We start from the raw sequence: 25,686 nt of genomic DNA on the forward strand, positions 1-25,686 counted from the left end.
ATAAAGTAACAGTACCTAGAAATTTCTTTGTATCTCAATTCCCGCAGTTCGTGGATAGCCCCATTGACCAAAACGGCCTCCACCGGTGGCAGAAGATAGATATCCAGATATATATTCCTCATCTGTTGCATTCTTTATAAAGAATCTAGACCTCATCGTCTCATCGGCACTTTCCCATATTAGATTTAAATCTACAATAGTATATGCATCCTGTGAGTACTCATTAAACTCTGAAAAATAAATTCTTGATTTATAGGCGGCATTTGCGCGGTAAGTAAGTGAGGCACCCGATGCCATAGCGCTTGTATAGTTAAAACCCAAGTTAATAGAAACTTTAGGTGCATTAGTTAAATAATTACCCTCTAATTGTTGCTCTCCTAATTGTGGCTCTATACCATTTGTATTAACAAATTCTCCATAAGTTGCATCTAAAAGAGTAATTCCATAGTTTAGTGTCAAAGAGTCGCTAACATTCGATAAAGCTTCTATTTCTAATCCATTAACTGTTGCATCTCCTGCATTTCTCGTAACCGTTTGTATTCCAACAACCTGTAATACTTGGAAATCTGTATAGTCATATCTAAATAAAGAAGCATTCAAACTCGTGTTTTCCGCTAGAGAGCCTTTAAATCCAAATTCTAAAGAAGTTACTTCTTCAGGATCATAAGGATCTGTGCATTCATATGTAGCATAACCTCCGGCCTTAAAGCCTTCACTTAAAGATGCATAAACATTGCTATCAGCAGATAAGTCATGTTGTATAACAGCTCTCGAAGTTGTTGAAGAATATTCTGTAACCACTTCTCTATCACAAGTTTGAGCCGCTATAACCGGCATAGGCATTAAGATAGAAATAAAATTATCTTGTTTACTAGTGAATTCATCTGTTGTTCTTCTCACTCCTAAACTTAATCTAGTTGTATCATTGATATCGAATGTACCATCTGCAAAGTATGCTTCTGATTCCGTATCCATTTTGTCATGTTTAAAATCAAACATACTTGGTACAGGAAATCCTAGGATAGGTTGAGGATTATCGAAATGAGTATGTCTTGACGTTTCATCATCCATATAAAACAGACCAAATACAAGACTCATGGTATCCCTTTCAATATTGAAATTAAGTTCTTGAGTGAATGTTTCAGTCTCTGATATATCAAATGTATCTAGATAAGCACCGGCCGATCCATCTCTGTCCAAATTAAACTGATCATAAAATTCTTGTTTTGCAGTTATTGAAGTTAATGTACCAAGTTCAGTGTCAATCTTTAGAGTCAAAGAAGAAACATCATATTCCCTATCTGTCATGTTGGTACCATTTACTGACTGAGCAGTAGGCGTCTGATAGATTTCATGAGGTTTTAAAGATATAGGTTCAACTGCAATTTGAGGGAAGCCAAAAGCCGCAGCCAGTTCTCTATTATCCGTTAACCATCCATAGGGATCAGGCGTACCTTCTGTCTCAACAGATGCAACCATAAGGTCTGCAGAAACTGTATCGGTTAAATCTGATTTTATTTTTAATCGAAATGCTTGCTTGTCAGTATACCCTTGCTCACCACATCCGGCATTCAGACAGTCATAAAAACCTTCACCTTGTTCAGTTCCATGTACTACCAATCTAAAACTGGTATTGTCAGAAATTCCACCACCAAAGGCTGCCTCAGCAGTAGTAGTATCATATTCTCCGTAACCTAATTTGACATAGCCATCCATATCTTGAGTAGGATTTTTTGTTATGAGATTAACAACCCCTCCGATAGAATTTCTTCCATATAGTGTACCTTGTGGGCCTCTCAGTACTTCTACCCTCTCAAGATCCATTTCACCCAGCTGTGATGAGTGCGCCCTAGATTGAAAAATACCATCAGTGCTTACCGACACACCTGGGTTACCATTAAACTGTCCAATTCCTCTTATCGTTATGTTCTGAGCTCCCAGAACATTAGTAAAATTCATGCTGGGAACTAAATGTTTCAGATCATGCATACTAGTTATGCCCTTGTCCTCTATTTCTGTAGAACTAATAGCTGTGATTGCAGCAGGTGTATCTACTACTGTAGAGCTTCTCTTCAGTGCTGTAACAACTATTTCTTCTACGTCTTCAGCGTAAATTGGTCCAGTAAGTAATAACGAGATGAATAATGGAAAATATCTGAGATGTAACATAAAACTCCCCTTTTTAGTTAACTTTAATAGTAATTTAATACAATTCATATGATATTACCAAGAAATTAAGATTATAAATTTAATTCTTTTACCTTCCTTTTCTTTAGGCATTATTTGACTATGCTAAATCAGAATGATTATCAAAATCAAAACCATTTCCATTGGCTAATTTAGAGAAATATTCTGTTAAATTTAAGTTATGAATACACAAGAAGTTAATACCATATTAAACAAAATAATAGAATATGAATTAGCTGGAGTTGTCAGATACACCCACTCTGCTTTAATGGTAACAGGACCCTATAGATTGCCAATAGTGGAGTTTTTAAAAGAACAAGCTAATGAATCGCTCATGCATGCTCAGCAGGCCGGTGAATTACTTACTGGTCTAGATGGACATCCCAGTCAAAAAATTGCAAAAATTGAGGAGACGAATGATCATTCCATACAAGGTATCCTGGAAGAAAGTCTTGGGCACGAATTACATGCTCTTAACCTCTATAAAGAGTTATTATCGATTGTAGAGGGTAAATCAGTATATTTAGAAGAATATACTAGAGGCTTAATAGGAGAGGAAGAACAGCATCAACTTGAACTAAGAAAAATGCTCAAAGATTTTAGTTAGATACATATTTATCGTTTATTAGGCGACTTGTGTCTTCCAAATACAAATGACCTTTTTGAAAGATGCTTTGTTTTCCTTCCATGTACCCTTGCCCTCCAAAGTTTATATGAGGAATATTTCATCTCTTTTTTCATAAGATCTTTAACTTCTTTTTCAGATAAATTGTAAGTTGCCTCAATTGCTTCAAATGGAGTTCTATCTTCCCATGCCATTTCTATAATTCGTGATATGTCACTTTTGTTCATGAATAATTATTTCAGAGGTGCTTTTATTAGATTCATAAGAATTAAGAAGATCCTGCGCAACAACTTGAGCAGGGATGTTTTTGTATTTCCTCAATATACTTATATAAAATGGTGAGAAGAGATTACCAAAAAATTCAATGAGCCTAACAAAGACGTCCACCCTACTTTTATCTCTAGGACCTAAAAGATGTCCTGGTCTTGCAAAAAAAATTGAATCAAAGCCGATTGCTCTTACTTCATCTTCCATCATACCCTTAATTTTTAGATAGTAATTTAGAGAAGAGCTATTTGCTCCAACAGCTGAAATGATAAGAACATTCGAAATACCAGCATGTGAAGCCTTTTTGCAGATCTCAGTAACTAGATCTAAATCTATTCTTTTAAATTCTTTTTTTACACTGAGTTTCATATATATCAGCTCTAAAAAATCTAAAGGGTAACCAATACATATTACAAGAGACTTGGCATTTGGTAGCTCAGGTAAATTTTCGGAATCAAATAGAGTTTGATTCTCTATCGATTCAGCAGATGAAACTTCTCTTACAAATAAATGATAGTTAAGGTTTCTGTTCTTTACCTCATCAAGAAAATATCCGCCTGTGAGACCTGTTGAACCAAAAATAACAAAATCATTCATTATCGGGGAGTTTAATCATCTCAATATTATTTCCATCAATATCTCTAATGTAAACAGAAGCGGTACCATCTCGGTGCTTTGTTAATTCTCCATAGGAAGATGCCCCATCAAATTCAATAGCAAAATGAAAAGGATGTTGTTCTGGAATGACCAATGCAAGACTGGTATTTTCAAAATCGATCATCGCCCAAGTTTCGTCTTGATAAGAAACTTGAATATCAAAATTCTTCTTGTACCAATCCACAGATTTGCCGATATCTTCTACTTGTATAGCTAAGTGGTGTATTTTATCCATATTTATATTACTAGTACGGGCGCTGATGGCGGATAGTGAGGGATTCGAACCCCCGAAGGGTTTGACCCCTTGCCGGTTTTCAAGACCGGTGCATTCAACCAGACTCTGCCAACTATCCTATAGAACATTGTCTAACCGGAGCGCATTGTAGCAAAAAAGAATAATGCGAAGGAAAAGATCAATAATCTTTTTTTTGGTACAATCGCGCACCTAAAATGGAAGCTTCATCAAGATTTCTCAATACCGAATTAATCGATCGTCACAAGGCTGGATTGAATGGACAGCTTGTGGAAAAAGATAGAGATAATCTCTTTAAATCTATTACTGAAAATCTTGTGATAAATAATGCAACTCTTATTTCCCATTATTATGTTGACCCTTTTATCCAACAAATAACGGAAGAAACAAATGGGTTTATAGGTGACTCCCTTGAAATGGCAAAATTTGGCAGTAACTGCCATACAGAAAACCTTATAGTTTGTGGAGTTAAGTTCATGGCAGAGACTGCAAAAATTCTAAGCCCGGAGAAACATATTTACGTGCCAACTTATGAGTCAACTTGCTCATTGGACTTAGGATGTCCTGCGGCTGACTTAAAAATAATGAAAGATAAATATCCCGAAAGAAAACTTGTAGTTTATGCGAACACATCTGCTGAAGTTAAAGCAATGGCTGATTGGGTAGTTACTTCAAGTATTGCAAAAGAAATTATTGAGGAACTCCATCTCAATGATCAAAAGATTCTATGGGCTCCTGATAAATACTTGGGCAGTTATCTTCAAAAGGAAACAGGCGCTGACATGCTTTTATGGGATAGTGCCTGTGTTGTCCACGAGGAATTCAAGGCATCAGGGTTGAGAGATTTGAAAAAACTTCATCCTGATGCAGGCATATTGGTTCATCCCGAATCTCCTTCAGAAGTCATATCTATGGCAGATGCGGTTGGTTCGACTTCTCACCTTATTAAAGCCTCTCAGGATTTAGATTTTAATAAATTTATTGTAGCAACTGATAAATCAATTTTTTATAAGATGGGACAACTCTCACCTGAGAAGGAGTTCTTTGAAGCACCTACAGGAGGATCTGGCTCTTCCTGTAAAAGTTGCGCACATTGTCCGTGGATGGGTTTAAATTCTTTAACCAACCTAGATGAGTGCGTTAGGACGCTTGCTAATGAAATTAATTTAGATTCAGACATAATTCAACAGGCAAAAATTCCTTTAGATAAAATGATTAGCTTTAATGTCTAAAAGGCACTTACCTAACTTAGTAAAGATAGAAGAATCTGTAAAGCTTGCCTTAGAGGAAGACATTGGCATTGGAGATATTACTGGAGAGTTAATAGATCCCTTGCAAACTCAGAGTGCTATTCTTCTATGTAGAGAGAAGTCTATATTATGTGGCTCAAAGTGGTTTGAAGCATCTTTTAAAATTGTAGATCCTAATGCCAATATTCTCTGGAATATAGAGGAAGGAGCGCTAATCGAAGCTAATACTGAAGTAGCAACTATAGAAGGAAACGCAAAATGTATGGTAGCTTCAGAAAGAACTGGTCTTAATTTTTTGCAGATGATGTCAGGTATTGCTTACAAAACCTATTGTTATAAAAAGAAATTAGAAGGCTCTAAAACTAAATTATTAGATACAAGAAAAACTTTGCCAGGCTTGAGATACGAGCAAAAATATTCTGTTGTGATTGGCGGAGGTCAAAATCATAGGATGGGGTTATACGATGCGGCGCTAGTGAAAGAAAATCATATTGCTTCTTCCGGTTCAATAAAAAAAGCAGTTGAGACTCTTAGGAATAATGAGGTAAAAATTATAGAGGTTGAAGTTGAAAATCTTGATGAGCTCCGAGAGGCAATTGATTCAGGAGCTGATATTGCAATGTTAGATAATTTTGAACAAAAAGATTTAGTAGCTGCTGTCGAAATAGCAACTAATAAGATCAAATTAGAAGTTTCAGGAAACATTGATGTTTATGCTTTGTCTACTATCAAGGAATTAGATATTGATTATATTTCTTCCGGAGACCTAACTAAAAATATATCTGCCACAGATTATTCTCTAATATTTAAATCAATTGATTAAAACAGACGTACTTATTATAGGGAGTGGAGCTGCAGGAATGACGGCTGCTATTGAGTTATCTAATCAATTTAATGTCACCCTCATAACAAAAAATTCTCTGGTAGATAGTTCTACATGGTATGCCCAAGGCGGTATTGCTGCTGTTATTGATTCGAATGATTCAATCGAAGAGCATTTGAGGGATACACTAATAGCTGGCGATGGCTTGTGCGATGAAAATGCAGTAAGGCAATGTGTGAGTCATGGTAAAGAAGCAATTGAATGGCTGAGCAGTCTTGGAACAAATTTTACAACTGATAAATCAAGAGAGAATCTTCATCTTACACAGGAAGGAGGTCACTCTAAAAGAAGAGTTGTGCACGCAGAAGATGCTACCGGAAGAGAGGTGTCCAGCTCTCTTTCAGAGATGGTTAAAAGAAGTAAGAGCATTGAAGTCTTAGAAAATCATATTTGTGTGGATCTCATAACTCGAAAGGAAAAGTGTATAGGTGCATATGTTTTAGATATAGATTCAAACACCGTGAAAGCTTTTAGTTCTGGTGCTGTTATTCTTGCTACTGGTGGTGCAAGCAAGGTCTATTTATATACCAGCAATCCTGATGGTTCGTCAGGAGATGGCATTGGTTTAGCTTGGAGAGCGGGGTGTAAAGTTGAAAACCTAGAATTCAATCAATTTCATCCAACATGCCTTTTTCATCCAGAAGCCAAATCCTTCTTGATTAGCGAAGCTTTGAGGGGTGAAGGGGCTTTTTTGGTCAATCATAACAAAGAGAAATTCATGGAAAAGTATGATGCAAGGCTAGAACTTGCACCGAGAGATGTTGTTGCTAGATCTATTGATAAAGAAATGAAGATTTCTGGTGCTGATAATGTCTTTTTAGATATTAGCCATAAGAATTCAGATGAAATAAAAGAACATTTTCCTAACATATACTCTGAATGCCTTAGATTTGGATATGATCTAACTGCAGAACCAATTCCTGTAGTGCCAGCAGCACATTACACCTGTGGAGGTGTCAAAGTTGACCTAAATAGTAAAACTAATATTGACAATTTATATGCCATAGGAGAGGTTTCTAGCACTGGATTGCATGGTGCAAATAGGATGGCAAGTAACTCTTTATTAGAGTGCGTGGTATTTGCAAAGAAAGCTTCAGATCATATCTGCAAAAATTTTAAGAATCATAATCAAGAAATCCAAGAATGGGATATATCAAAGGTCACAGAGACACAAGAAGGTGTCATCATCCGTCATAATTGGGACGATATAAGAAGACTAATGTGGGATTATGTTGGAATTGTAAGATCTAACAATCTATTAAAAAGAGCCGAGATAGCAATGAAGGTTATTGATGAAGAAGTGAATTACTTTTATGGAAAATATCTGATTAGCTCAGATTTGATTGAATTACGAAATCTGGCTCTTGTAGCTAATTTAATCATTAAGAGTGCACAAAAAAGAAAAGAAAGCAGAGGATTGCATTACTCTCTAGATTATCCGAACCTTTTGAATACAGCCACACCAACTATACTAGATCCTTCAAAAATAAAAATTTGATTACTTTCGATTAAATTTAGGAATTTCTCTAGAGAGGGACGCCGCAATTCCTGCCTTGAAATCTTCAGTCTTTTGCAACCTCACTTGTTCGCTTAATTCCCAATCGACAATTTCTTCTACTTGATCGGCTAAGTTGCCTCGTAAGGTTGATCTAATTGATTCAACTGCCATAGGCGCAGAACTTGTAATTTCCTCAGCAAATTCTTTTGCTGTTTGCATCAAATTTTCTATTGAAGTCAGCTTATCAGCTAACCCAATCTCAAATGCTTCCTCACCTCCTACTCTTCTTGCAGTAAAAAGCATATCCATTGCTTTTTGAGTGCCGATAACTCTCGGCAAAGTCACAGAGCTTCCAAATCCAGGGTGAAATCCAAGTTTTGCAAAATTTGCTGCAAATCTTGCCTCTGGACAAGCTATTCTAAAATCTGCAGATAAAGCTAGTCCTAAACCTCCTCCGATTGCGGCACCTTGGACGACAGCTATTACAGGTTTCTTAGTTTTGAATAATCTTACTGCTTGCGCATACAGCTTTTTATATGGAACCGACTTATCCAACATGTCTTCATCTTGTCCAAAATTAGCTCCTGCACAAAAATTTTTTCCTTCAGACCTTAATATTATCACTCTGCAATCAGAAACTTGGTCAAGCCCTTCATAAGAATCAGCAATCTGCTCAATTAAAAGGTAATCAAAAAAATTATTTGGAGGTCTTTGAATAGTTACACAGGCTATGTTTTCATTTACCTCAACTGATATATCCTTAAAGTCTTTCATGTTTAATTCCTCAAACTACTAAAGAAAGATAGCAAATCTGCCCTACTACCTTCCACTTTTAAAGTACCGTTAACTAACGAGATTGGTAAACTTTTTACACCAGACAGTATAGCCTTTAAATCATTTTCACTAGATTTTATTTGGACAGATGAACCTGTAATCATAAAAGGTTGAACTTCCAAAACTCCTCTTCTTAAAAATAGTGAAAAAGATTTTGGAGAATCTGTAAATGTAAATAATAGCTGAATAGTCTTATTCAAAGATTTTTCTGGTATGACATTAACTTTTAGAGTTTCCATCATAGATTCAATTGGATATTTCTGTATAACCTCCAAACTTGGCAATAAAATATCATTTTCTTGATAATTTTCGTCCAACTGAGCTGCACTACTTAAATAATAATATCTCGAATTTGGATTACTTTCTTTTCTACCTAAAGCTTCTAATGCAGATTTACGAAGAAGTTTAGTTTTTTGATCATCGGGTCTAGATCTTAGTAAATAATCAGTGAGTTGAAGAGACCATTGAAAATCATTAACTAAAAAGGCATCTTCTGCGACTTTAAAGAGACTATTCCAATCACCGGATAATTGAATTATTTTTTCAGCTTCATCTTTTAAAGGTAAAGGTTTTAAGCTCGATGGATTACCATCAAACCAACCAAGGTATCCTGAAAACACATTTTTTGCCGACCATTCAGGCGTCCCATAAAACTCTTTAAGATAAGGAGAATCTCCTAGGTGTTTTGGTAAGACTAATCTTTCTGCAATCTCATTGGGATCCAAGCCCAAATTCATTAATCTCACGGTTTGATCGTGTACAAATTGAATAGCATCTCGATAAGTAGTAAGGAGTGTGTTTATGTTTTCTTTACCAACTATCGGTCTTGTGTGGCTGGGCACTAAATATTCAGGCTCAAGATACCTCATCAAGTCTATACTATTGACCCATCCAACCAGATCTCTATAAGGAGTACCTCTAATGGTATAAAGATTAGGAAAAGTTTTATAAAAGTTATCACCTGGAAATAAAACTTTTTTTTCCGGTAACCAAACAAATAACTGATCATTTGTCTCACCCGGTGCATGGAATAGCTGAACTTTGTGGCCAGCGGCCTCGAATTCAATTTGATCTGTAAATGTTTTTGTTGGGTAAAGAAGGCCAGGCTTTCTTCCGTCTCTTCCTATCTCTAAAAAAGGTCCTATGCCATTATTCTCAACTTGTTCTTTTGGTAGAGCATTTCCGAACATTCTGTTGCTTCTGGACGAAATTATAGGTCTTAAGATACCTATTACTCTAGATAGATAGATTTCGGTAGTAGAATGTGCATATATGTCTGGATTAGAACCTTCGGCAAATACTGTGGCACCATAAGTATGATCTGCGTGGTTGTGTGTATAAATTATAGTTTCGACTGGATTAGAATTGATGGCGTCAAACATATCTTTTACTTCTGTGGCAGTTTCCTCACTTCCGGTAGTATCAATTATGATATTCGTCTTCTCACCTTCAATAAGAATCGAGTTAGCTAAAGCATAACCAACAGCAACATGCACACCATCAGTAACTGTTATTAACTCTCTTTTAAATTCATCAGAGTGTGCAATTAAATCTTCCGGAGTTTGAGGCTTAGTAGATTCTAAGGTTGTTGTTTCCGAACAACTCAAAAATAATTGAATAATCAATAGAAGTTTAATCTGTCGCATCATTAAAAACATTTCAGTTATCCATCTTAAGAACTTTCATCCATCTTCTAGATTTATATCTATATGCAAGCAGCATTCCTTTTAAAAAATAATCAGCAATAAGCGTTGCATAAATCCACTCAATTGGAAGACCTAAACTGTAGAAAATAAAAGCAAGAGGAACCCTAACTAAGACGAGTCCTACTAAAGTTATTACTAAAGGAGATTTAGTATCTCCCGCTCCTCTAACGGCACCGCCAATTGAAAATTCTATTGCCATAAAGGGTTGCATGATTCCTAGCATCCACACGAATACGACGGTTTTATTGATCACATCAATATCGTTAATAAAGAAGCCTGCAAGCTCTCTAGAAAATATTGCTAATAGAATACCTAGCGACCCCATAGAAAGCATAGTTAATCGAGCTGCTTTAAAACCCGAATCATAAGCTTTGTCAGGATCAGAAGCACCTAGATGTTGTCCTGTTAAAGTAGCTCCTGCTATGGCAAAGCCATTACCTACAGTAAATGACAGCATTAGCACATTCACACCTATGTTGTAAGCAGCGACTGCATCCGTTCCATACAAAGCCACTATCCAAAAGAATGAAAGCATTCCAAATTGAAAAACAAAGGATTCTAATCCCGCAGGATAACTTATGGTGATGAGTTGCTTTAAACGATCATATGTCATAGATCCTGCCTTACCTATCGAAACTGCCAGTTTCTTACCAAACCATAATCCTAATACAAGAATTGAGTTGAAAGTAAATGCAAGGCCTCCTGCTAAAGCTGCGCCCACAACTCCCATTTCTGGCATCCCGTAACGACCTTCAACTAATCCTATTAAAAGTACGATGTTTACGATGTTTGTAATAAGTCCTATGTACAAAGGAGTTTTTGCGTCTCCCGCGGCTCGTTGAGCAGTTCCAAGAACCATTGAGATTGCAAACACTGGGGTAAATCCAACTAATATCTGTGTGTACGTTATGGATAGTTTTCTTGATTCTTCATCAAGACCAAACAAACCAATCATAAAATCTGCACCAACCCATAAAAGTATGACTGTGAAAAAAGAAATTAAAAGGCAAATGCCCAGTGAAGCTCTAGTGACCTGAGCTGCCTCATATTCGTCTCCTGATCCAATTGCTCTAGCAACTAAGGCTGTGGTGCCAGCCATAATAGCCATTAACAGAGCTTGAAAGACCCAAAATATTCTCTGCCCGGTTCCTACAGCTGCAACAGCCTCAGCACCGAGTGAGCCAACCGCTTTGATTGAAACAAGTCCTACTGAGGCAAATAACAGATTACTTAGAATTGAAGGCCACGCTAGGCCCCATACACTGAGGGACTCTGGATGAGTAATCTCAGCAGATTCTTCTAGAATATGATCTTTATCAATTTCCTTGGACATAAAAAAGGCTGCTATAGTAGCACAATCAAAATAATCAAAAATGGCAAAGCTTTACTTTAATTATTCTTCTATGAATGCCGGTAAATCAACTATGCTTTTACAGGCCAATCATAACTACATTGAAAGAGGCATGAACCCAAGAATATATACTTCTGACTTAGATAATAGATTTGGTAAAGGAGAAATAGTTTCACGAATAGGGCTGAAAGCAAAATCAAATATATTTACAAGTAAAACAGATATATACAGGGATATCTTAAATTTTAGTAAAAACTCTATTGTTGACTGCGTATTAATTGATGAGGCTCAGTTTCTAACTCAAAATCAAGTAAGCCAGCTGGGTAAGGTTGTCGATGAATTAGATATTCCCGTATTAACTTTCGGTATTAGAACAGATTTTCAAGGTAATCTATTTGAAGGTAGTAAATATCTTTTAGCTTGGGCAGATAATTTGAAAGAAATTAAGACTGTTTGTCATTGTGGAAGGAAAGCTACAATGGTATTAAGATTAAATGCCAAAGGTGAAGTGGTATCCGATGGAACTCAGATAGAAATAGGTGGTGAAGAGAAATATGTATCAGTTTGCAGGAAGCATTTTATTGAAAAAAATATTGGCTAAAGTATTCCGATGATAAAACCGGTTAGGCAAGATGCTAATAAAGCACACCAAAGTGCCTTTCCTGAGACCGATATTAAATCTGCCCTCCTCTCAGGTACCATTGCGCTCAAACCACTTAGTAAAATACCAACGCTACTAAAGTTAGCAAAACCGCAAAGAGCATAAAGCAATATCATTCTGGTTTTATCTGACAGTTGATAATTTTCTGTGTCTGACAAATATAAATAAGCTACAAATTCGTTTAATGCAGTTTTTACACCTAGTAATTGACCTGCAATGATAGATTCACTCCAAGGTATGCCCATAAACCATGCCAAAGGTGCGAAAAGATAACCTAACATTAATTCAAGTGTAATAGGATTGCCGTTCAGGTTTGGTAAAAGTCCAAGCATTGAATTTACTAAAAAAACTAAAGCCATTACAACAATCAACATAGCAATGACGTTTAGGAATATATCAAGACCATTTTTTGTGCCTTGAGTTATAGCATCCATGATACTGGAGTACATATCATCAGATTTCTCATCTGGAAAATCTGTTTTTGCATTGCTTGGTATCATCATGTTTGCATACATAATCGCCGCGGGTACAGAAATTAAGGAGGCAGACAAAAAGTGTCCAATTAATCCAGATCCGTAAATTGGAAAGAGCATGGTTGTATATACAACCATAACAGATCCAGCTATCGTAGACATTCCAACAGTCATGATTATCAGGAGTTCATGACGAGTCATAGAAGATAGATAAGGCTTAATTAATAATGGCGCCTCAACTTGCCCTAAAAAAACATTTGCAGTGGCACCAAGTCCAATAGGACCGCCTACACCTAAAGGTTTTTTAAATAAAACTGAAAGGGCATTGACTATTAATGGTATGACTCTCAAGTGCCACAATAATGCCGATATTGCTGACATTAATATTATTAAAGTTAGGCCACCAAAAGCAAAAATAAATGTCCCTCCTGGATTAGTTATATCAAAAGGTGCATTAGGTGCGCCATCTGCTAAATAACCGAAAACAAATCCTGTGCCGTAATCATTTGCAGCTTTTAAGACCATTACTCCATCTGAGAGAATATTAAAGAAAGAACTTATCAGTTCAATTTTAGTAAGAATTATTGCCAAAATTAGCTGAATCAGAATAGCCATGACAATAAATCTAATTTTTATTGATTTTATACTTTCACTAAATACGGCCCCTAGAGCAAGTAATGAAAATAATCCTATCGTGGGTTGAAGATACTCCATTAGATAAGTTTAATTTCTTTTAGTCTTTCTTGCAGAAAATCTTCGGACAGGATGCCATCTGGATAGTTATTGGGATTAGAATCAGTAATTTGATTTTCCAAGGTTTCTATAAACCAATCTGGATTAGGGTGAACAAAAAAGGGTATAGAGTATCGCGAAGAATAAGATTCTTCCGCCAGAGCGTTAACTCTGTGTGTTGTAGAGATCATATTATTATTAGTCAATCTTTGGAGCATATCTCCAATATTGCAAACTATCACATCGCTATCAACCGAGACTCTTAACCATTCATTATTTTTAGACAAAATTTCTAGGCCTGCTTGTTGACCTCCAATCAATAAAGTAATTAGATTGATATCTTCATGAGGACCTGCCCTTTCGCCTGACTCTTCAATTCCAACTGGCGGATAATGAATCACCCTCATAACACTGTTTCCTTTGTTTGTTACTTTATGAAAGAAATTTGAATTTATACCTAAATCTAAAGCTATCCCTTCAAGTATTTGGTTACCCAAAGCATCGAATTGCAAAAAAAGCTTATTAGTTTTTTCTTTAAAAGATTTAAGATCGGGTACATCGATATTATCAGGCATCCATCTCCTAAAAGGATCGCCATCATCCAATTTTCTGCCGACATGCCAAAATTCTTTCAAATCTGCATGCTTAGCACCTTTTGCAGTTTCAATTTTAAAAGGAGTGTAACCCCTTGCTCCACCAAGCTCAGGATAAAAATATAATTTTTTAGTTTCTTCCGGTAGAGAAAAAAATTGAATGAATAAATCTTGTACCTCTCTAACTAAATCTGTATCTATTTCATGATCCTTTATTCCGCAGAACCCAGATTTTCTGAAGTTATCGCCAAGTTCTTTGGAGAACTTGTTAGGATCTTTATAAAAGTTTTTCAAAGAAATTACTGAAAAAGGAATGTTCAACTTATTTATGTTTGTTATTGATTTATTTGAGTAAGATTATAGACCATATGAATAAAATTTATGGATTTGGCAATGCCTTGATTGATATTGAAATCAGGATTAGTGAGGAACAGTTAAAAACCATTTCCATCCCCAAGGGATCTATGAAACATATTTCTCAAGACGAACTTTCAATCTTATTAAAAGATTTTAAAAGTCAGAGATATTCTGCTTTACCTGGAGGCTCTGTAGCAAATTCCTTATATGCAGCTAATCAACACGGCTCTAAAACCTATTTTTCATGTTCAATAGGTGATGACGAATATGGAGAACTTTTCTTAAAATCTTTCAAAGATAGCGATAAAGCTATGTCCTTTTTTAGATCTTCGCTACCAACTGGTATTTGTTTAATTTTTGTAACTCCAGACGGCGAAAGAACAATGGCAGCAAATCTAGGAGCTAATTTAGATTTATGTCCCGAAAGTATTAATATCAGTGAACTTTTATCCTCAGATTTCTTAGTATTGGATAACTTTTCACTTTCTTCCATGAAAGGAATCGAAACTGTTGAATATTCTCTTCAAGTAAAAGATGAAGTCCGCGTGTGTTTTGGATTATCGGACACTAGTCTTATTGAACAAAATTATGAAAATCTAAAAAAAGTTTTTCTCAATAAAATCGATATTCTCTATGGTAATGAAGCTGAAATTATCAAATTACAGGAGTTAATCAGCAATCCTGCTTTGAACACATTAGTTAGCAAAGGCTCGAAAGGAGCTAAATATAATCAAATAAATATAGAGGCCTCCAAAATAGATGTGATTAACTCTAACGGAGCTGGTGACGCTTTGATTGGAACATTCTTGGCTTACACTGACGTCCTAGAAGATAGATTGGCTCTAAGTAAAGCCATTTCTTATGCAACTAAGGTTTGTATGATAAATGGACCAAGACTTTTAACTTAAAAAAAACGCCACGTGAGTGGCGTTTTTTACTTCAGTAAGATCAGAATTGATATTTAAAACCTAAATTCCATTGATAAGAAGATTGTCCTGCCCTATTTTGGACAAATAAACCATCGTCAGGATCAACACCAACTATATTGTATCTGCCTTGAGAATCATATGGATTATCTTCATCCAAAATTATTTGCCTGCTTCTGTTGCTATATTCCCTAATGATTCCATCCTCATCATCAATGAGATTAAGAAGATTAGTCACATCGAGATAAACAATTACTTTATGATCATTGGCAATATTAATATCCTGTGTTATTCGAAGGTCTAAGGTCCTTATCCAAGGGCTATTAAATGCATTTCTAGGTACAATTTGACCTTTGTAACTTGCCAATCCAGATCCATTTACATGAGCCATTACAGCATCAGCGACGGATGAGCTTGCAAACACAACATTGGGATCTGAAGCTCCAGTAGGTATATACGCTGCATCATATCCACCATCAGTTCTGTCATTTGAAAATGCGTCATCATAACCATCAAAAGTAACACTATAGGGTTCTCCTGATTTTGCGACATATACAAGAGAAAACCTTGTATCATTATTTCCAAAGAACTGAGTAGTGTAATCGAGTCCAGTTATTAATTTATGTTCAACCATAAAGTTTGATCTGGCAGCACTAATATTCTCACCATCTGCTCTTACCGACCTTGCATAGGAACTTTCACTTTGTGCACTTGTCAATTCAAAAATGTCATTAGCTCTCATCTTTGTATAACCAGCAAACCAATCTATTTCACCAAACTGCTTGGTAGTCGTGATTGTCCAGGCCTCAGTAGTACCTTGGTCTGTATTGGTTAACCTATAGTCTCCTCTACCGCCGTAGATTCCTCTACCGTCAGCAAGTGTTCCTTCTCTTTGTAAACCAAGATCAGTAAAAAACACTGCTTGCCTTACCTGATCAAGATTATATTCAAGAGTTATATCCCAACCACTATCCAGTAAAAGATCTAATCCCAAACTTGTTCTCCACGAAGACGGAGCCTCAAAATTAGGATCTGTGCTTTGGGCAACACCGTAAGGATTGTCTGCTGCAGGTATTGAATACTTAGAATCAGGTGAAGTTAACCAGAATGCTGTCGGGTCACCCTTAGGCATATTGCCAGGACAATTCGTAACGCTTTCGTCACCAACACAATTACTATACCATCCACGATAGTCGCCTGTTGCTCCAGTCCTTGAGTATGCATTTCCATACCAAACTCGAGGTATCCTTCCCATAAATAATCCTCTACCACCTCTTAAAGTAGCAGAAACTACACTTTCTCTACTCTCAAATAAATCCGTGAGATCCATATTAAACGAGAACCTTGGTTGCAAAACATCAAAATCAAATTTTGACGCGTTTGAGAAGCCATATTCTTTAACAAAATTTACATTAGTAGCAGGCGCTATTGGAGTCTCAACTTCATCATAACGAAGACCAAACATAACCGTAAGATCATTGTTTACAAACCACTTATCTTGAATATACAGAGAATTTTTCTCGACCTCAAAATCTGCAGCCATAGTTCCGACCGCTTCATGTCCAGCATAAGGCTCGTGTATTCTCAATCTACTCCAAACCCCATTTTGATAATCTTCGAAGCTCCTAAACCTTACCTCACCGTTATATCTAGCAATGAATAGATTTACAACATCAGATTCATCCCTTTCAAAACCGACTGTGTAAACATGGTCATCATTATTGTAATCAGCTTTTAAAGTTAGGAATTCACTCTCAACATTGATTAAATTAGCACCTCTGTATCGATCACCACCTAAAAATACATTATCTCTATCGCCGGTAACAGAGTCAGTAATCGTGATATTCATTTCAGGAAATAAATCATCTCCATATGAGGAATCATCTTCCAACATTTCATAGCTGGTATACTTAAATTTTGTTGAAAGTCTGTCTGACCAATCGCTATATAAAGTTAATGAAGCTCGGTCGATTTCTGGATCTTTATAATACCAATTATTACTAAATACAGTTCTGGACCAGTTGTTGTATCTTTGTGGCAAAAGATCTTCGGAATGGGATACATTTAGAGTAGCTCTATGAGCGTCACTAATTACCGCATCTAATTTAACTGTCCATTCCTCATGGGTTGCGTCGTAAGTTACTAAATTGATATATCCAGCATCATAACCACCATAATTATCAATGGTATATTGTCTAATTTCATTAGCTAGTGCTGTAGTTACAACTCTAGCGGGGTTTTGAGCGCCACTATCTTTAGTCCCAAAAAGACCAGGTAGTGATGAAGTATTTTCTTCATAACCCACAAAGAAAAAGAGTCTATCCTCGATGAGTGGTCCTGCAAAAGTCAGCGCGATAACTTCATCTTCAAATTCAGGAAAATCTTGACCTTCGAAATCACCCACGCTGCCTTCATCTCTTTTTTGATAGTAGGCTGATCCATGAAATTCATTAGTTCCTGACTTTGTAGCGACTGCAATAGAGCCACCGGTTGTATTGCCCCTGGACACATCAAATGGAGTTATATCTACAGATATTTGATCAACAAAATCCATACTAATAGGATTTCTCATAGTTCCGAATCCATTATCATTTAATCCAAAAGGGTCATTAAAGCTTATCCCATCTATAGTGAAGTCATTAAATCTTGAGTTGGCTCCCATAATGCTTATTTCTGCATCTCTTCCAACGCCTCCATTAACTGAAACTCTGGGATCCATTTTTGCAAAATCTGCTACTTGTCGATTGATTGTTGGAACAGCATCCATATCTTCTCTAGTCAGGATAGTACTTGTACCCATCTTAAAAGCGTCGGCAGGCTTCGCAGTTACTATGATTTCATCTGCTGCAGTGGTGCTCGTAAGAGTTACTCCAAAGGATAGTGGATCACCCAAACTCAAGAATAAACCATCTAAGGATTCTGAATTGTAACCTGGTGCCGATACTCTAACGGTGTAAGGACCACCTAAAGGTAGAAAGGATATTGAAAAGCTACCCGTAGAACTGGTTGTTGTGGTTTTAGTAATACCTGTCGGCGTATGTTCAGCTTCAACAGTGGCACCTGAGACATTTACACTCCCCCTCATACCAGATGTTGTGTCAACATCTGAAAATACGGGTAAGCTTAGACAGAAAATAGAAGAAAAAAGAAAAATCTTTTTTAAAATTAGTTTCATAATTAACCCCAAAATTAATTAGACAAAAAGTTGATGTAATCATATACCTAATTTTGATTAAAAAATATAAAAAATCTTTAAAGTAGGTCAAAAGTTTCTTAGATTTCACAATCTATTGTATTAACCCTATTCTTCACCTAAAGAGGATATCAAAAAGTTTAGGATTTATTATCTTATTGAGGAAGTAAAATAGATTCTTTGCCTAGATAGTCTCTTAAGACATCCGGTATAGTTACAGAGCCATCTGATTCTTGATAGTTTTCAAGAATGGCTAAAACTGTCCTACTTAATGCTAGAGCAGAACCATTCAGAGTATTTAAAAGTTCAATCCTATTATCAGAATTATTTTTCCAGCGTGCTTTCATTCTTCTAGTTTGAAAAGCCCTAAAGTTTGAACATGAGGATATTTCTCTATAGGCCTGTTGCGAAGGTACCCAAACCTCTAAGTCATATGTTTTAGCTGCAGAAAAACCTATGTCACCAGAACAAAGAGAAACAACTCTGTAAGGCAATTCCAATTTTTTGAGAATATTCTCAGCATGTTCGGTCAATTCTTCCAATGCTTCATCAGAATCTGAAGATTCAACAGCCTGAACTAACTCTACCTTTTCAAATTGATGCAATCTCATTATGCCCTTTGTATCTTTTCCATAACTTCCAGCTTCGCTTCTAAAGCACGGAGTATGACATACATATTTGATTGGTAAATTTTCTGAATTGAGAATCTCATCTCTGAATAAATTGGTTACTGGAACTTCGGCTGTGGAGGTTAAATAAAAATCATTTTTGTTATCGATCTTAAAAAGATCTTCTTCAAACTTAGGGAGTTGACCTGTACCGATCATAGACTCTTTATTGACTATGTATGGAACATAAACTTCTTCATATCCATGCTCCTGTACATGTGTATCAATCATAAAGTTTATTAAGGCTCTTTGAAGGTGTGCTATATCATTTCTAAGAACTTTAAACCTTGAACCAGTCAGTTTTACCCCCGCTTCCATGTCAATTTCATAAGATCTTCCAATGTCTAAGTGATCTTTAATAGGAAAATCAAATACTCTAGGTGAGCCAATCTTTTTTAACTCCAAGTTGGAAGTTTCGTCTTCACCATCAGGAACATCATGGTCAATTAGATTAGGAATCGACAAAACAAAATTTTCTATTTGTTCCAGTAAGTTATCTAGCTCATTACTCTGCTCTTTCAATGTTGCTGTAAGTTCTGAAGCCATTTTTTCAAGATCTTTTGTATCTTCAGAATTTTGTTTAGCAATTCCTATATTTTTTGAGAGCTCGTTTAACTTAGCTTGCTGATTTTCAGTTGAGCCTTGTAAATCTTTTCTTTTAGATTCAAGTTTGGTCCAGAGAGTCTCATCGAATTCGAAACCTCTCCTTTTCAGATTAGATATGACCTCTTTTGTTTCTTTCCTGAGTAATTTTGAATCAAGCATGCCTCTATTCTAAAGAATACTAGTGATAAACTACATCTATTCCTTCCGGTATGGAAATGTAAAGTTGGTTTTCGGTGAAAGGCTCCCAAGATATGTCATCAAAATCAAAATTTACATTTTGACCAAAAGAGTCTGTATAGGTTAGAGAATCAAGTTCTGTACCTGCAAATTGAAGGAATATCTTCTCAACGAAACTATTCTCCTCTTTGGTAGAAAGCGAACATACAGTAATAAGATTTTCCTCAGTACATGAGTTAATCGAATACAATTTTTTTAGATTCTCAATATTGGAGATTAAGATACTTATAGGTGTATTTTTAAAATATTCTTCTCGAGGAACGATATCTAGTTGCTCCAACTCTATATCTAATTTGTAGAGAAATTCTTTATCTGCCGAAATGGTCTCTTTAATTGGATCAAGGTATTCAATCTTAAAATTTCCTGATCTTGATGCCTGTATGTTTCCAGAGACTACCCGCTCATTTAAATCTGCTAGTGTGGTTTGAGTGAAATTAGTTTTAAGATATTGTTTTGAATGTAAGAAATCAAATAAATTTTCTTTACTAATAGTAGTCTCATTACCGACAACTGTGGTAGTCAGAAGTATACTAAACAAAGTAAGGTAAATTTTTCTCAAATTAATCTTCGGGTGGCGGCGGTATTAAAACTTCTCTATTTCCGTTAGAGGCCATAGGGCTTAATACTCCAGACTCTTCCATAGTTTCAATCATTCTAGCCGCCCTGTTATAGCCTATTCTTAGTCTTCTTTGGACAGCAGATATAGATGCCCTTCTTGATTGGGCAACAAATGCAACAGCTTCATCATATAACTCATCTTTCTCACCATCTGATTCTTCTTCAGATGCAATACCAGGCATTCCTGAAACTGCTCCTTCCTCTTTGGTGACCTCATCTAAATAATCAGCTGTACCTCTTTGCCTCCAATCATCTGCTACTCGTTGTACTTCATCATCTCCAACAAAAGCGCCATGTACCCTTTGAGGTATGGAAGTTCCGGGGGCGAGATAAAGCATATCTCCTTTTCCTAATAATTGTTCTGCTCCCCCTTGGTCAAGTATTACTCTTGAATCCATTTTAGAGGCTACTTGAAAAGCAACTCTTGATGAAATATTTGCTTTTATTAAACCGGTTATAACATCCACTGATGGTCTTTGAGTTGCTAGTAACATGTGAATTCCTGCAGCTCTGGCTTTTTGAGCTATCCTAGCAATAAGCTGCTCTGCTGTTTTACCAACAACCATCATCAAATCTGCTAATTCATCTACAGCCAAAACAATCAGCGGTAATTCTTCTAAATCAGGCGCTTCTTCACCTTCCGCAGCTTCATTAATCTTCCACATTGGATCTTTCAGAGGTTCACCTTTTGATGATGCTTCACTAACTTTTTTGTTATAGCCATTAAGATTTCTTACACCTAAATGTGCCATTAACTTGTAGCGTCTTTCCATTTCATTAACACACCATCTCAATCCACTGGAAGCCTCTTTCATATCCGTGATTACAGGTGCCAACAAATGCGGTATATCTTCATATACAGAAAGCTCTAACATCTTCGGGTCAATCAGTATCATGCGTACTTGTTCAGGACTAGCTTTATACAAAATACTGATAAGCATTGAGTTAATTGCTACGGATTTTCCTGAACCAGTCGTCCCTGCTACTAGTAAATGGGGCATTGATGCAAGATCTGCGACTATGGCTGATCCGCTGATATCTTTTCCAAGGGCTACTGTAATCGGACTTTTAGATTCATCATAAGTTTTACTAGATAAAACTTCACTGAGTAGGACTGGCTGTCTATCTTCTCTCGGTACTTCAATACCGATGGTATCTTTTCCCTCTATAACTTCTACTATTCTTACACTTGTTTTTGCAAGCGAGCGTGCCAAGTCTTTACTGATATTTGATATTTGGTTAACTTTTAATCCACTAGGCAGCTTAAGTTCCAATCTTATTACAACCGGCCCAGGTTGGATTGATTCAACTTCAATATCATTGATATTGTATTCAGCTAGTTTAGATACAACTAATTCACCAAGACGACGAAGTGAGTCCTCAGAAGTTTCATTTGAAGTTTCTTGTGTCTGTTCATCAAGCAGAGAAAGTTTGGGAGGTACCGAAGGTTCTTTATATTCAAAAAGTTCAGTTTGTTTTTCTTCTTCTACTCTTTTACTTGTCTCAATCTTAGGCTTGGATTGAATGACTTCAGCAGGTTTACTTTGCTCTTTTGCTTTTGTACTGACTATAACTTTCTCTTGTCTCTCAATTTTTTCTTTTCTTAACTTTTGTTTTTCTTTAAGAGTGTTTAAGTAATTTGAAGCTCTATGGCCTATTGTTGATCCGGAAGATAATAATAATTCCTGAACTTTATTTATCAGTGCAACCCAAGAAACTTCCAAAGACAAAGTAAGACCTAATAGTAGACTAGAGGTAAATAACAGTAAGCTACCTATCAAGCTTAAGGGAACTATAAATACTGAAGATATTCTTGTACCGATTAATCCTCCACCCTCTTGAGGCAAGAGACTCAATCCCGGCTCCAAGGTTAGAGCAAATAAAGTGCAACCGGAAATCACTACCAATATCCATCCGAATATTTTTAAACCTAACAATCCAGTGTATATGTCTGAGAAAGGGACTTTATTTCTTGAGAGAAAAAAATGACTTACTAATGGCCATAGAAGCCAATAGACCAACACATAAGCCATGTACCCAAATATTGTCAATAGGAAGTCGCTCAAATAAGCACCCCAACTCCCCACTGCATTTATGACTTGATTATTATCGATCGTATCGCCAGAAAAAACCTGTGTATTCCAACCCGAATCTCGAGGAGAAAAAGTAGTGAGTGCTAAAAAGACGAATATTCCAAGAAAGCCTTGAACTATTAACCAAGAATCTAATATGAGTTTATTGAGGCGTATACGTGACACCGATACGGCCTGGTTCGGAGACTTTTTTATTGCTTGAGACTTTTTAACCACTAACAAATATAAGTTTTAACTATTGTATAGTTTATTCAGAAGATGTTCTAATCCGAATAACTAATTTTTACTGATAACTATATAATTCACAGTATGGAAACTATTAAAAGAAAGCTTGTAATATTAGGTTCTGGTCCCGCCGGATATACAGCAGCAGTTTATGCTGCAAGAGCAGGGCTCAAGCCTTGTTTAGTAACAGGTATGGAACAAGGAGGTCAATTAACCACCACTACTGACGTAGAGAATTGGCCGGGTGATAGCGATGGTCTACAAGGTCCTGAGCTGATGGATAGGATGTTAAAGCATGTAGAGTCTTTGGAAGTTGAAGTGATATTTGATCACATTGAATCTGCAAACTTATCAGAGCCTTTTGCTCTTGTAGGTAATGTTAATAAGTATGATGCTGAGTCATTGATCATTGCTACAGGAGCCTCAGCTCAATATCTAGGGCTTGAAAGTGAGCAGAGTTATATGGGAAAAGGAGTCAGTGCTTGCGCCACTTGTGATGGGTTTTTCTACAAAGATAAGGATGTTGCTGTAGTAGGAGGAGGAAATACGGCAGTAGAAGAAGCTTTATATCTTTCAAATTTATGTTCATCTGTAACTCTGATCCACAGAAGAGACTCACTGAGGGCAGAAAAAATTTTACAAGAGAGATTATTCAAGAAAGAAAAAGAAGAGAATGTCAAAATCATATGGGACCATGAATTAATAGAAGTTCTCGGAGATGATTCAGTTGTAAATGGCATCAAGATAAAAAATACAAAGGATGAAAAAGAAACAAAAATAAATTTATCTGGTTTATTTATTGCTATTGGACATAAACCAAACACTGACTTGTTCAAGGATCAATTGGATATGGAAAATGGATATATTAAAATAAATTCAGGTTCAAATGGAAATAGCACAGAAACTAGTGTGCCAGGTGTCTTTGCTGCGGGTGATGTTTCTGATCATATTTATAGACAAGCTATAACATCAGCAGGATCAGGCTGCATGGCTGCATTAGATGCTGAGAAGTATTTAGCGGAAAAATAAGTGAAATATCTTCAAATAAAAAAAGATGGTTCGATAGCCACTGTCAGCATAAATAGACAAAGTTCAATGAATGCTCTGAGCATTGAGGTGCTTAAGGAATTCTGTACTTTACAAGAATATTTCAGAAAAGATCTTGAGACAAGAGTTGTCATATTTACTGGTGAAGGTGATCATTTTTCTGCAGGAGCTGATCTAAAAGAAAAACCTCAACTTTCTACTAAACTAGAATCTTGGAGAAATAATTTTGGTAAACCGGCCATTAAATCTATTTTAGATATTGATCAAATCACTATTGCAGCAGTCAATGGATACTGTTTAGGTGGTGCAGCTTGCATTATCTCTGCATGTGATTTTCGGATTGCATCAGAGAAAGCAATTCTAGGTTATCCAGAAATAAATTTAGGTATAAATTTAAACTGGCTAGGGTTGCCATTAGCAGTTCGTTTAATTGGCCCTGCAAGGGCAAAAAAAATGGTTATAGGAGGAGAAAATGAAAATGCAGAAACACTGCTTTCATGGGGCTTCTATGATGAAGTGTGTAAACCAGAAATTTTAATTCAACGTGCAAATGAAATGGCCAAACACTATGCCTCTAAACCTCCAATTGCTGCTCAAATGATTAAAAGAAGTGTAAATAATCTTGTTTATAAAAATGATGAATCAATTATGCATATGGATTATGACCAAACGTTATTAACTCATGAAACCAAAGACAGACGAGAAGCAGTTACAGCCTTTTTTGAAAAAAGAGAACCTGAATTTAAAGGGGACTAATTAAGCAGACTTTGTTTCTAAAGCTTTTTTAGCTTCTTCATACTCATCAACCAAAGCGTCGACTGCATCTTTAACGGACGGTACTTCATGCAAGTTTCCTATACCCTGACCTGATCCCCAAATATCCTTCCAAGCTTTCTTCTGGTTATCACCACCCATTCCTGAACTGCCAAAATTCATATCATTCTTATCAGCATAAGGAAGGTTATCTGGATCCAAGCCGGCGTTTACAATACTAGGCTTCAAATAATTACCGTGTACACCTGTAAATGTCGAAGAATACATAATGTCATTAGCGGTACTCTCAACTATCATGTCTTTGTAACCTTCTGAAGCATTGGCTTCTTCGGTAGCTATGAAACGCGTGCCTATGTATGCAAAATCAGCGCCCATTGCCTGTGCAGATAAAATTGAAGCTCCATGAGAAATACTTCCGGATAAAGCCACAGGCCCATCAAAAAATTCTCTTACTTCTCTTACAAGTGCGAATGGACTTAGTGCACCTGCATGTCCACCTGCTCCAGCGCAAACTAATATAAGACCATCAGCCCCTTCATCAACCGCCTTCTTAGCGTGTCTGATATTTATAACATCATGCATTACTGCACCGCCATAACTATGAACTGCGTCTACCACAAACTTAGGCGCTCTTAAACTGGTAATGATTATAGGTACTTCGTGTTCTACACAAACCTCCATATCATGCTCTAGGCGATTATTTGAATGATGACAGATTTGATTAACAGCAAAAGGAGCAACGACCGCATCAGGATTAGTTTCTTTGTAATCAGCCAATTCCTTTTTCATCATACTAATCCATTCTGTGAGTTTTTCTTCAGGTCTAGCATTTAATGCAGGAAACGACCCTACAACACCAGCTTTACACTGTGCTAAAACCAGCTCAGGGTAAGAAACGGTAAACAAAGGAGCACCTATAACAGGTATCCTAGTCTTATCTTTCAAAAAATTTACAACGTCCATATTTTTCCT

At 36.4% G+C, this 25,686-nt stretch carries 21 protein-coding genes, 1 tRNA gene and 1 pseudogene; 8 read left to right on the forward strand and 15 right to left on the reverse strand.

Annotated features, from left to right (window positions below; all coding sequences use genetic code 11):
* Positions 1 to 15: 15 nt before the first annotated feature.
* Positions 16 to 2,169 carry a TonB-dependent receptor gene (locus M9C83_04280; GenBank protein URQ65878.1) on the reverse strand — a complete coding sequence of 718 codons (2,154 nt, stop codon included), beginning with the start codon at positions 2,167 to 2,169 and terminating at the stop codon, positions 16 to 18.
* Between the two features lie 199 nt (positions 2,170 to 2,368).
* Between M9C83_04280 and M9C83_04285 the strand changes: the two genes are divergently transcribed.
* Positions 2,369 to 2,794, forward strand: coding sequence for a bacterioferritin (locus M9C83_04285; protein URQ65879.1), 426 nt, complete (start codon positions 2,369 to 2,371; stop codon positions 2,792 to 2,794).
* Between the two features lie 8 nt (positions 2,795 to 2,802).
* Here the strand turns inward: M9C83_04285 and M9C83_04290 are convergent, their stop codons facing one another.
* The 4 genes from M9C83_04290 to M9C83_04305 form a co-directional block, all read right to left on the reverse strand.
* Complete coding sequence (locus M9C83_04290; protein URQ65880.1) at positions 2,803 to 3,039, reverse strand: TIGR03643 family protein; 237 nt, start codon at positions 3,037 to 3,039, stop codon at positions 2,803 to 2,805.
* Positions 3,026 to 3,676 (reverse strand): hypothetical protein, encoded by a 651-nt coding sequence (locus M9C83_04295; GenBank protein URQ65881.1) that lies wholly within the window; start codon positions 3,674 to 3,676, stop codon positions 3,026 to 3,028. Before M9C83_04295 ends, M9C83_04290 begins: the two co-directional genes overlap by 14 nt.
* Complete coding sequence (locus tag M9C83_04300) at positions 3,669 to 3,971, reverse strand: VOC family protein (GenBank protein ID URQ65882.1); 303 nt, start codon at positions 3,969 to 3,971, stop codon at positions 3,669 to 3,671. The genes M9C83_04295 and M9C83_04300 overlap by 8 nt, the downstream gene beginning before the upstream one ends.
* Before the next feature lie 26 nt (positions 3,972 to 3,997).
* Positions 3,998 to 4,089 (reverse strand) — tRNA-Ser (locus tag M9C83_04305).
* 214 nt (positions 4,090 to 4,303) lie between these two features.
* Between M9C83_04305 and nadA the strand changes: the two are divergent.
* From nadA to nadB, 3 genes and pseudogenes are all read left to right on the forward strand, one after another.
* Positions 4,304 to 5,221 (forward strand): annotated as a pseudogene (nadA, locus tag M9C83_04310) (quinolinate synthase NadA).
* A complete protein-coding gene (nadC, locus tag M9C83_04315; protein ID URQ65883.1) occupies positions 5,214 to 6,062 on the forward strand; it encodes a carboxylating nicotinate-nucleotide diphosphorylase in 849 nt (282 codons plus the stop codon). Before nadA ends, nadC begins: the two are co-directional and overlap by 8 nt.
* Positions 6,055 to 7,620: an L-aspartate oxidase gene (gene nadB, locus M9C83_04320; GenBank protein ID URQ65884.1), complete on the forward strand. Its 1,566-nt coding sequence runs from the start codon at positions 6,055 to 6,057 to the stop codon at positions 7,618 to 7,620. The genes nadC and nadB overlap by 8 nt, the downstream gene beginning before the upstream one ends.
* On the opposite strand, the gene M9C83_04325 is transcribed toward nadB, so the two are convergent.
* From M9C83_04325 to M9C83_04335, 3 genes are read right to left on the reverse strand one after another with little or no spacing between them, the layout of a single operon-like run.
* Positions 7,621 to 8,394, reverse strand: a complete 774-nt coding sequence (locus tag M9C83_04325) for an enoyl-CoA hydratase/isomerase family protein (GenBank protein ID URQ65885.1) — start codon at positions 8,392 to 8,394, stop codon at positions 7,621 to 7,623.
* Between the two features lie 2 nt (positions 8,395 to 8,396).
* On the reverse strand, positions 8,397 to 10,103 hold the full coding sequence (locus M9C83_04330; GenBank protein ID URQ65886.1) for an MBL fold metallo-hydrolase: 1,707 nt from the start codon (positions 10,101 to 10,103) through the stop codon (positions 8,397 to 8,399).
* A gap of 10 nt (positions 10,104 to 10,113) precedes the next feature.
* Entirely contained in the window at positions 10,114 to 11,493 is a 1,380-nt protein-coding gene (locus M9C83_04335; protein URQ65887.1) for an MATE family efflux transporter, read from the reverse strand.
* Positions 11,494 to 11,533: 40 nt separating this feature from the next.
* Here M9C83_04335 and M9C83_04340 point away from each other — a divergent pair, with 40 nt between their 5' ends.
* Entirely contained in the window at positions 11,534 to 12,112 is a 579-nt protein-coding gene (locus M9C83_04340; protein ID URQ65888.1) for a thymidine kinase, read from the forward strand.
* On the opposite strand, the gene M9C83_04345 is transcribed toward M9C83_04340, so the two are convergent.
* Entirely contained in the window at positions 12,109 to 13,359 is a 1,251-nt protein-coding gene (locus tag M9C83_04345) for a Na+-dependent nucleoside transporter (GenBank protein URQ65889.1), read from the reverse strand. The genes M9C83_04340 and M9C83_04345 overlap by 4 nt on opposite strands.
* Positions 13,359 to 14,264 carry an isopenicillin N synthase family oxygenase gene (locus tag M9C83_04350; protein URQ65890.1) on the reverse strand — a complete coding sequence of 302 codons (906 nt, stop codon included), beginning with the start codon at positions 14,262 to 14,264 and terminating at the stop codon, positions 13,359 to 13,361. Before M9C83_04350 ends, M9C83_04345 begins: the two co-directional genes overlap by 1 nt.
* Positions 14,265 to 14,338: 74 nt before the next feature.
* Here M9C83_04350 and M9C83_04355 point away from each other — a divergent pair, with 74 nt between their 5' ends.
* Positions 14,339 to 15,235: an adenosine kinase gene (locus M9C83_04355; protein ID URQ65891.1), complete on the forward strand. Its 897-nt coding sequence runs from the start codon at positions 14,339 to 14,341 to the stop codon at positions 15,233 to 15,235.
* 40 nt (positions 15,236 to 15,275) lie between these two features.
* Here M9C83_04355 and M9C83_04360 read toward each other — a convergent pair whose 3' ends face one another.
* The 4 genes from M9C83_04360 to M9C83_04375 form a co-directional block, all read right to left on the reverse strand.
* Entirely contained in the window at positions 15,276 to 18,428 is a 3,153-nt protein-coding gene (locus M9C83_04360; protein URQ65892.1) for a carboxypeptidase regulatory-like domain-containing protein, read from the reverse strand.
* A 173-nt stretch (positions 18,429 to 18,601) separates the two neighbouring features.
* Entirely contained in the window at positions 18,602 to 19,879 is a 1,278-nt protein-coding gene (gene serS / locus M9C83_04365; GenBank protein URQ65893.1) for a serine--tRNA ligase, read from the reverse strand.
* Between the two features lie 19 nt (positions 19,880 to 19,898).
* A complete protein-coding gene (locus M9C83_04370) occupies positions 19,899 to 20,516 on the reverse strand; it encodes an outer-membrane lipoprotein carrier protein LolA (protein ID URQ65894.1) in 618 nt (205 codons plus the stop codon).
* A gap of 1 nt (position 20,517) precedes the next feature.
* Positions 20,518 to 22,833, reverse strand: coding sequence for a DNA translocase FtsK 4TM domain-containing protein (locus M9C83_04375; protein URQ65895.1), 2,316 nt, complete (start codon positions 22,831 to 22,833; stop codon positions 20,518 to 20,520).
* A gap of 144 nt (positions 22,834 to 22,977) precedes the next feature.
* Between M9C83_04375 and trxB the strand changes: the two genes are divergently transcribed.
* Together trxB and M9C83_04385 are read left to right on the forward strand one after the other, a co-directional pair.
* Positions 22,978 to 23,922, forward strand: a complete 945-nt coding sequence (gene trxB, locus M9C83_04380; protein URQ65896.1) for a thioredoxin-disulfide reductase — start codon at positions 22,978 to 22,980, stop codon at positions 23,920 to 23,922.
* Positions 23,923 to 24,696 (forward strand): enoyl-CoA hydratase/isomerase family protein, encoded by a 774-nt coding sequence (locus M9C83_04385; GenBank protein URQ65897.1) that lies wholly within the window; start codon positions 23,923 to 23,925, stop codon positions 24,694 to 24,696. It abuts the gene before it with no gap.
* On the opposite strand, the gene M9C83_04390 is transcribed toward M9C83_04385, so the two are convergent.
* The gene (locus tag M9C83_04390) at positions 24,697 to 25,677 is read right to left on the reverse strand and encodes a nitronate monooxygenase family protein (GenBank protein URQ65898.1); all 981 of its coding nucleotides are present in this window, start codon (positions 25,675 to 25,677) and stop codon (positions 24,697 to 24,699) included. It abuts the gene before it with no gap.
* Positions 25,678 to 25,686 lie beyond the last annotated feature (9 nt).

The organism is SAR86 cluster bacterium, assembly GCA_023703575.1.
GTDB lineage: Bacteria > Pseudomonadota > Gammaproteobacteria > Magnimaribacterales > Magnimaribacteraceae > Magnimaribacter.

Bases quoted from the DNA above. Each gene is read 5' to 3' on its own strand.
- M9C83_04300 (URQ65882.1), bottom strand. From the start codon at position 3,971: ATGGATAAAATACACCACTTAGCTATACAAGTAGAAGATATCGGCAAA.
- M9C83_04360 (URQ65892.1), bottom strand. From the start codon at position 18,428: ATGAAACTAATTTTAAAAAAGATTTTTCTTTTTTCTTCTATTTTCTGT.
- serS (URQ65893.1), bottom strand. From the start codon at position 19,879: ATGCTTGATTCAAAATTACTCAGGAAAGAAACAAAAGAGGTCATATCT.
- M9C83_04390 (URQ65898.1), bottom strand. From the start codon at position 25,677: ATGGACGTTGTAAATTTTTTGAAAGATAAGACTAGGATACCTGTTATA.
- M9C83_04335 (URQ65887.1), bottom strand. From the start codon at position 11,493: ATGTCCAAGGAAATTGATAAAGATCATATTCTAGAAGAATCTGCTGAG.
- M9C83_04345 (URQ65889.1), bottom strand. From the start codon at position 13,359: ATGGAGTATCTTCAACCCACGATAGGATTATTTTCATTACTTGCTCTA.
- nadC (URQ65883.1), top strand. From the start codon at position 5,214: ATGTCTAAAAGGCACTTACCTAACTTAGTAAAGATAGAAGAATCTGTA.
- M9C83_04355 (URQ65891.1), top strand. From the start codon at position 14,339: ATGAATAAAATTTATGGATTTGGCAATGCCTTGATTGATATTGAAATC.
- M9C83_04330 (URQ65886.1), bottom strand. From the start codon at position 10,103: ATGATGCGACAGATTAAACTTCTATTGATTATTCAATTATTTTTGAGT.
- M9C83_04340 (URQ65888.1), top strand. From the start codon at position 11,534: ATGGCAAAGCTTTACTTTAATTATTCTTCTATGAATGCCGGTAAATCA.
- trxB (URQ65896.1), top strand. From the start codon at position 22,978: ATGGAAACTATTAAAAGAAAGCTTGTAATATTAGGTTCTGGTCCCGCC.
- M9C83_04295 (URQ65881.1), bottom strand. From the start codon at position 3,676: ATGAATGATTTTGTTATTTTTGGTTCAACAGGTCTCACAGGCGGATAT.
- M9C83_04280 (URQ65878.1), bottom strand. From the start codon at position 2,169: ATGTTACATCTCAGATATTTTCCATTATTCATCTCGTTATTACTTACT.
- M9C83_04285 (URQ65879.1), top strand. From the start codon at position 2,369: ATGAATACACAAGAAGTTAATACCATATTAAACAAAATAATAGAATAT.
- M9C83_04290 (URQ65880.1), bottom strand. From the start codon at position 3,039: ATGAACAAAAGTGACATATCACGAATTATAGAAATGGCATGGGAAGAT.
- M9C83_04325 (URQ65885.1), bottom strand. From the start codon at position 8,394: ATGAAAGACTTTAAGGATATATCAGTTGAGGTAAATGAAAACATAGCC.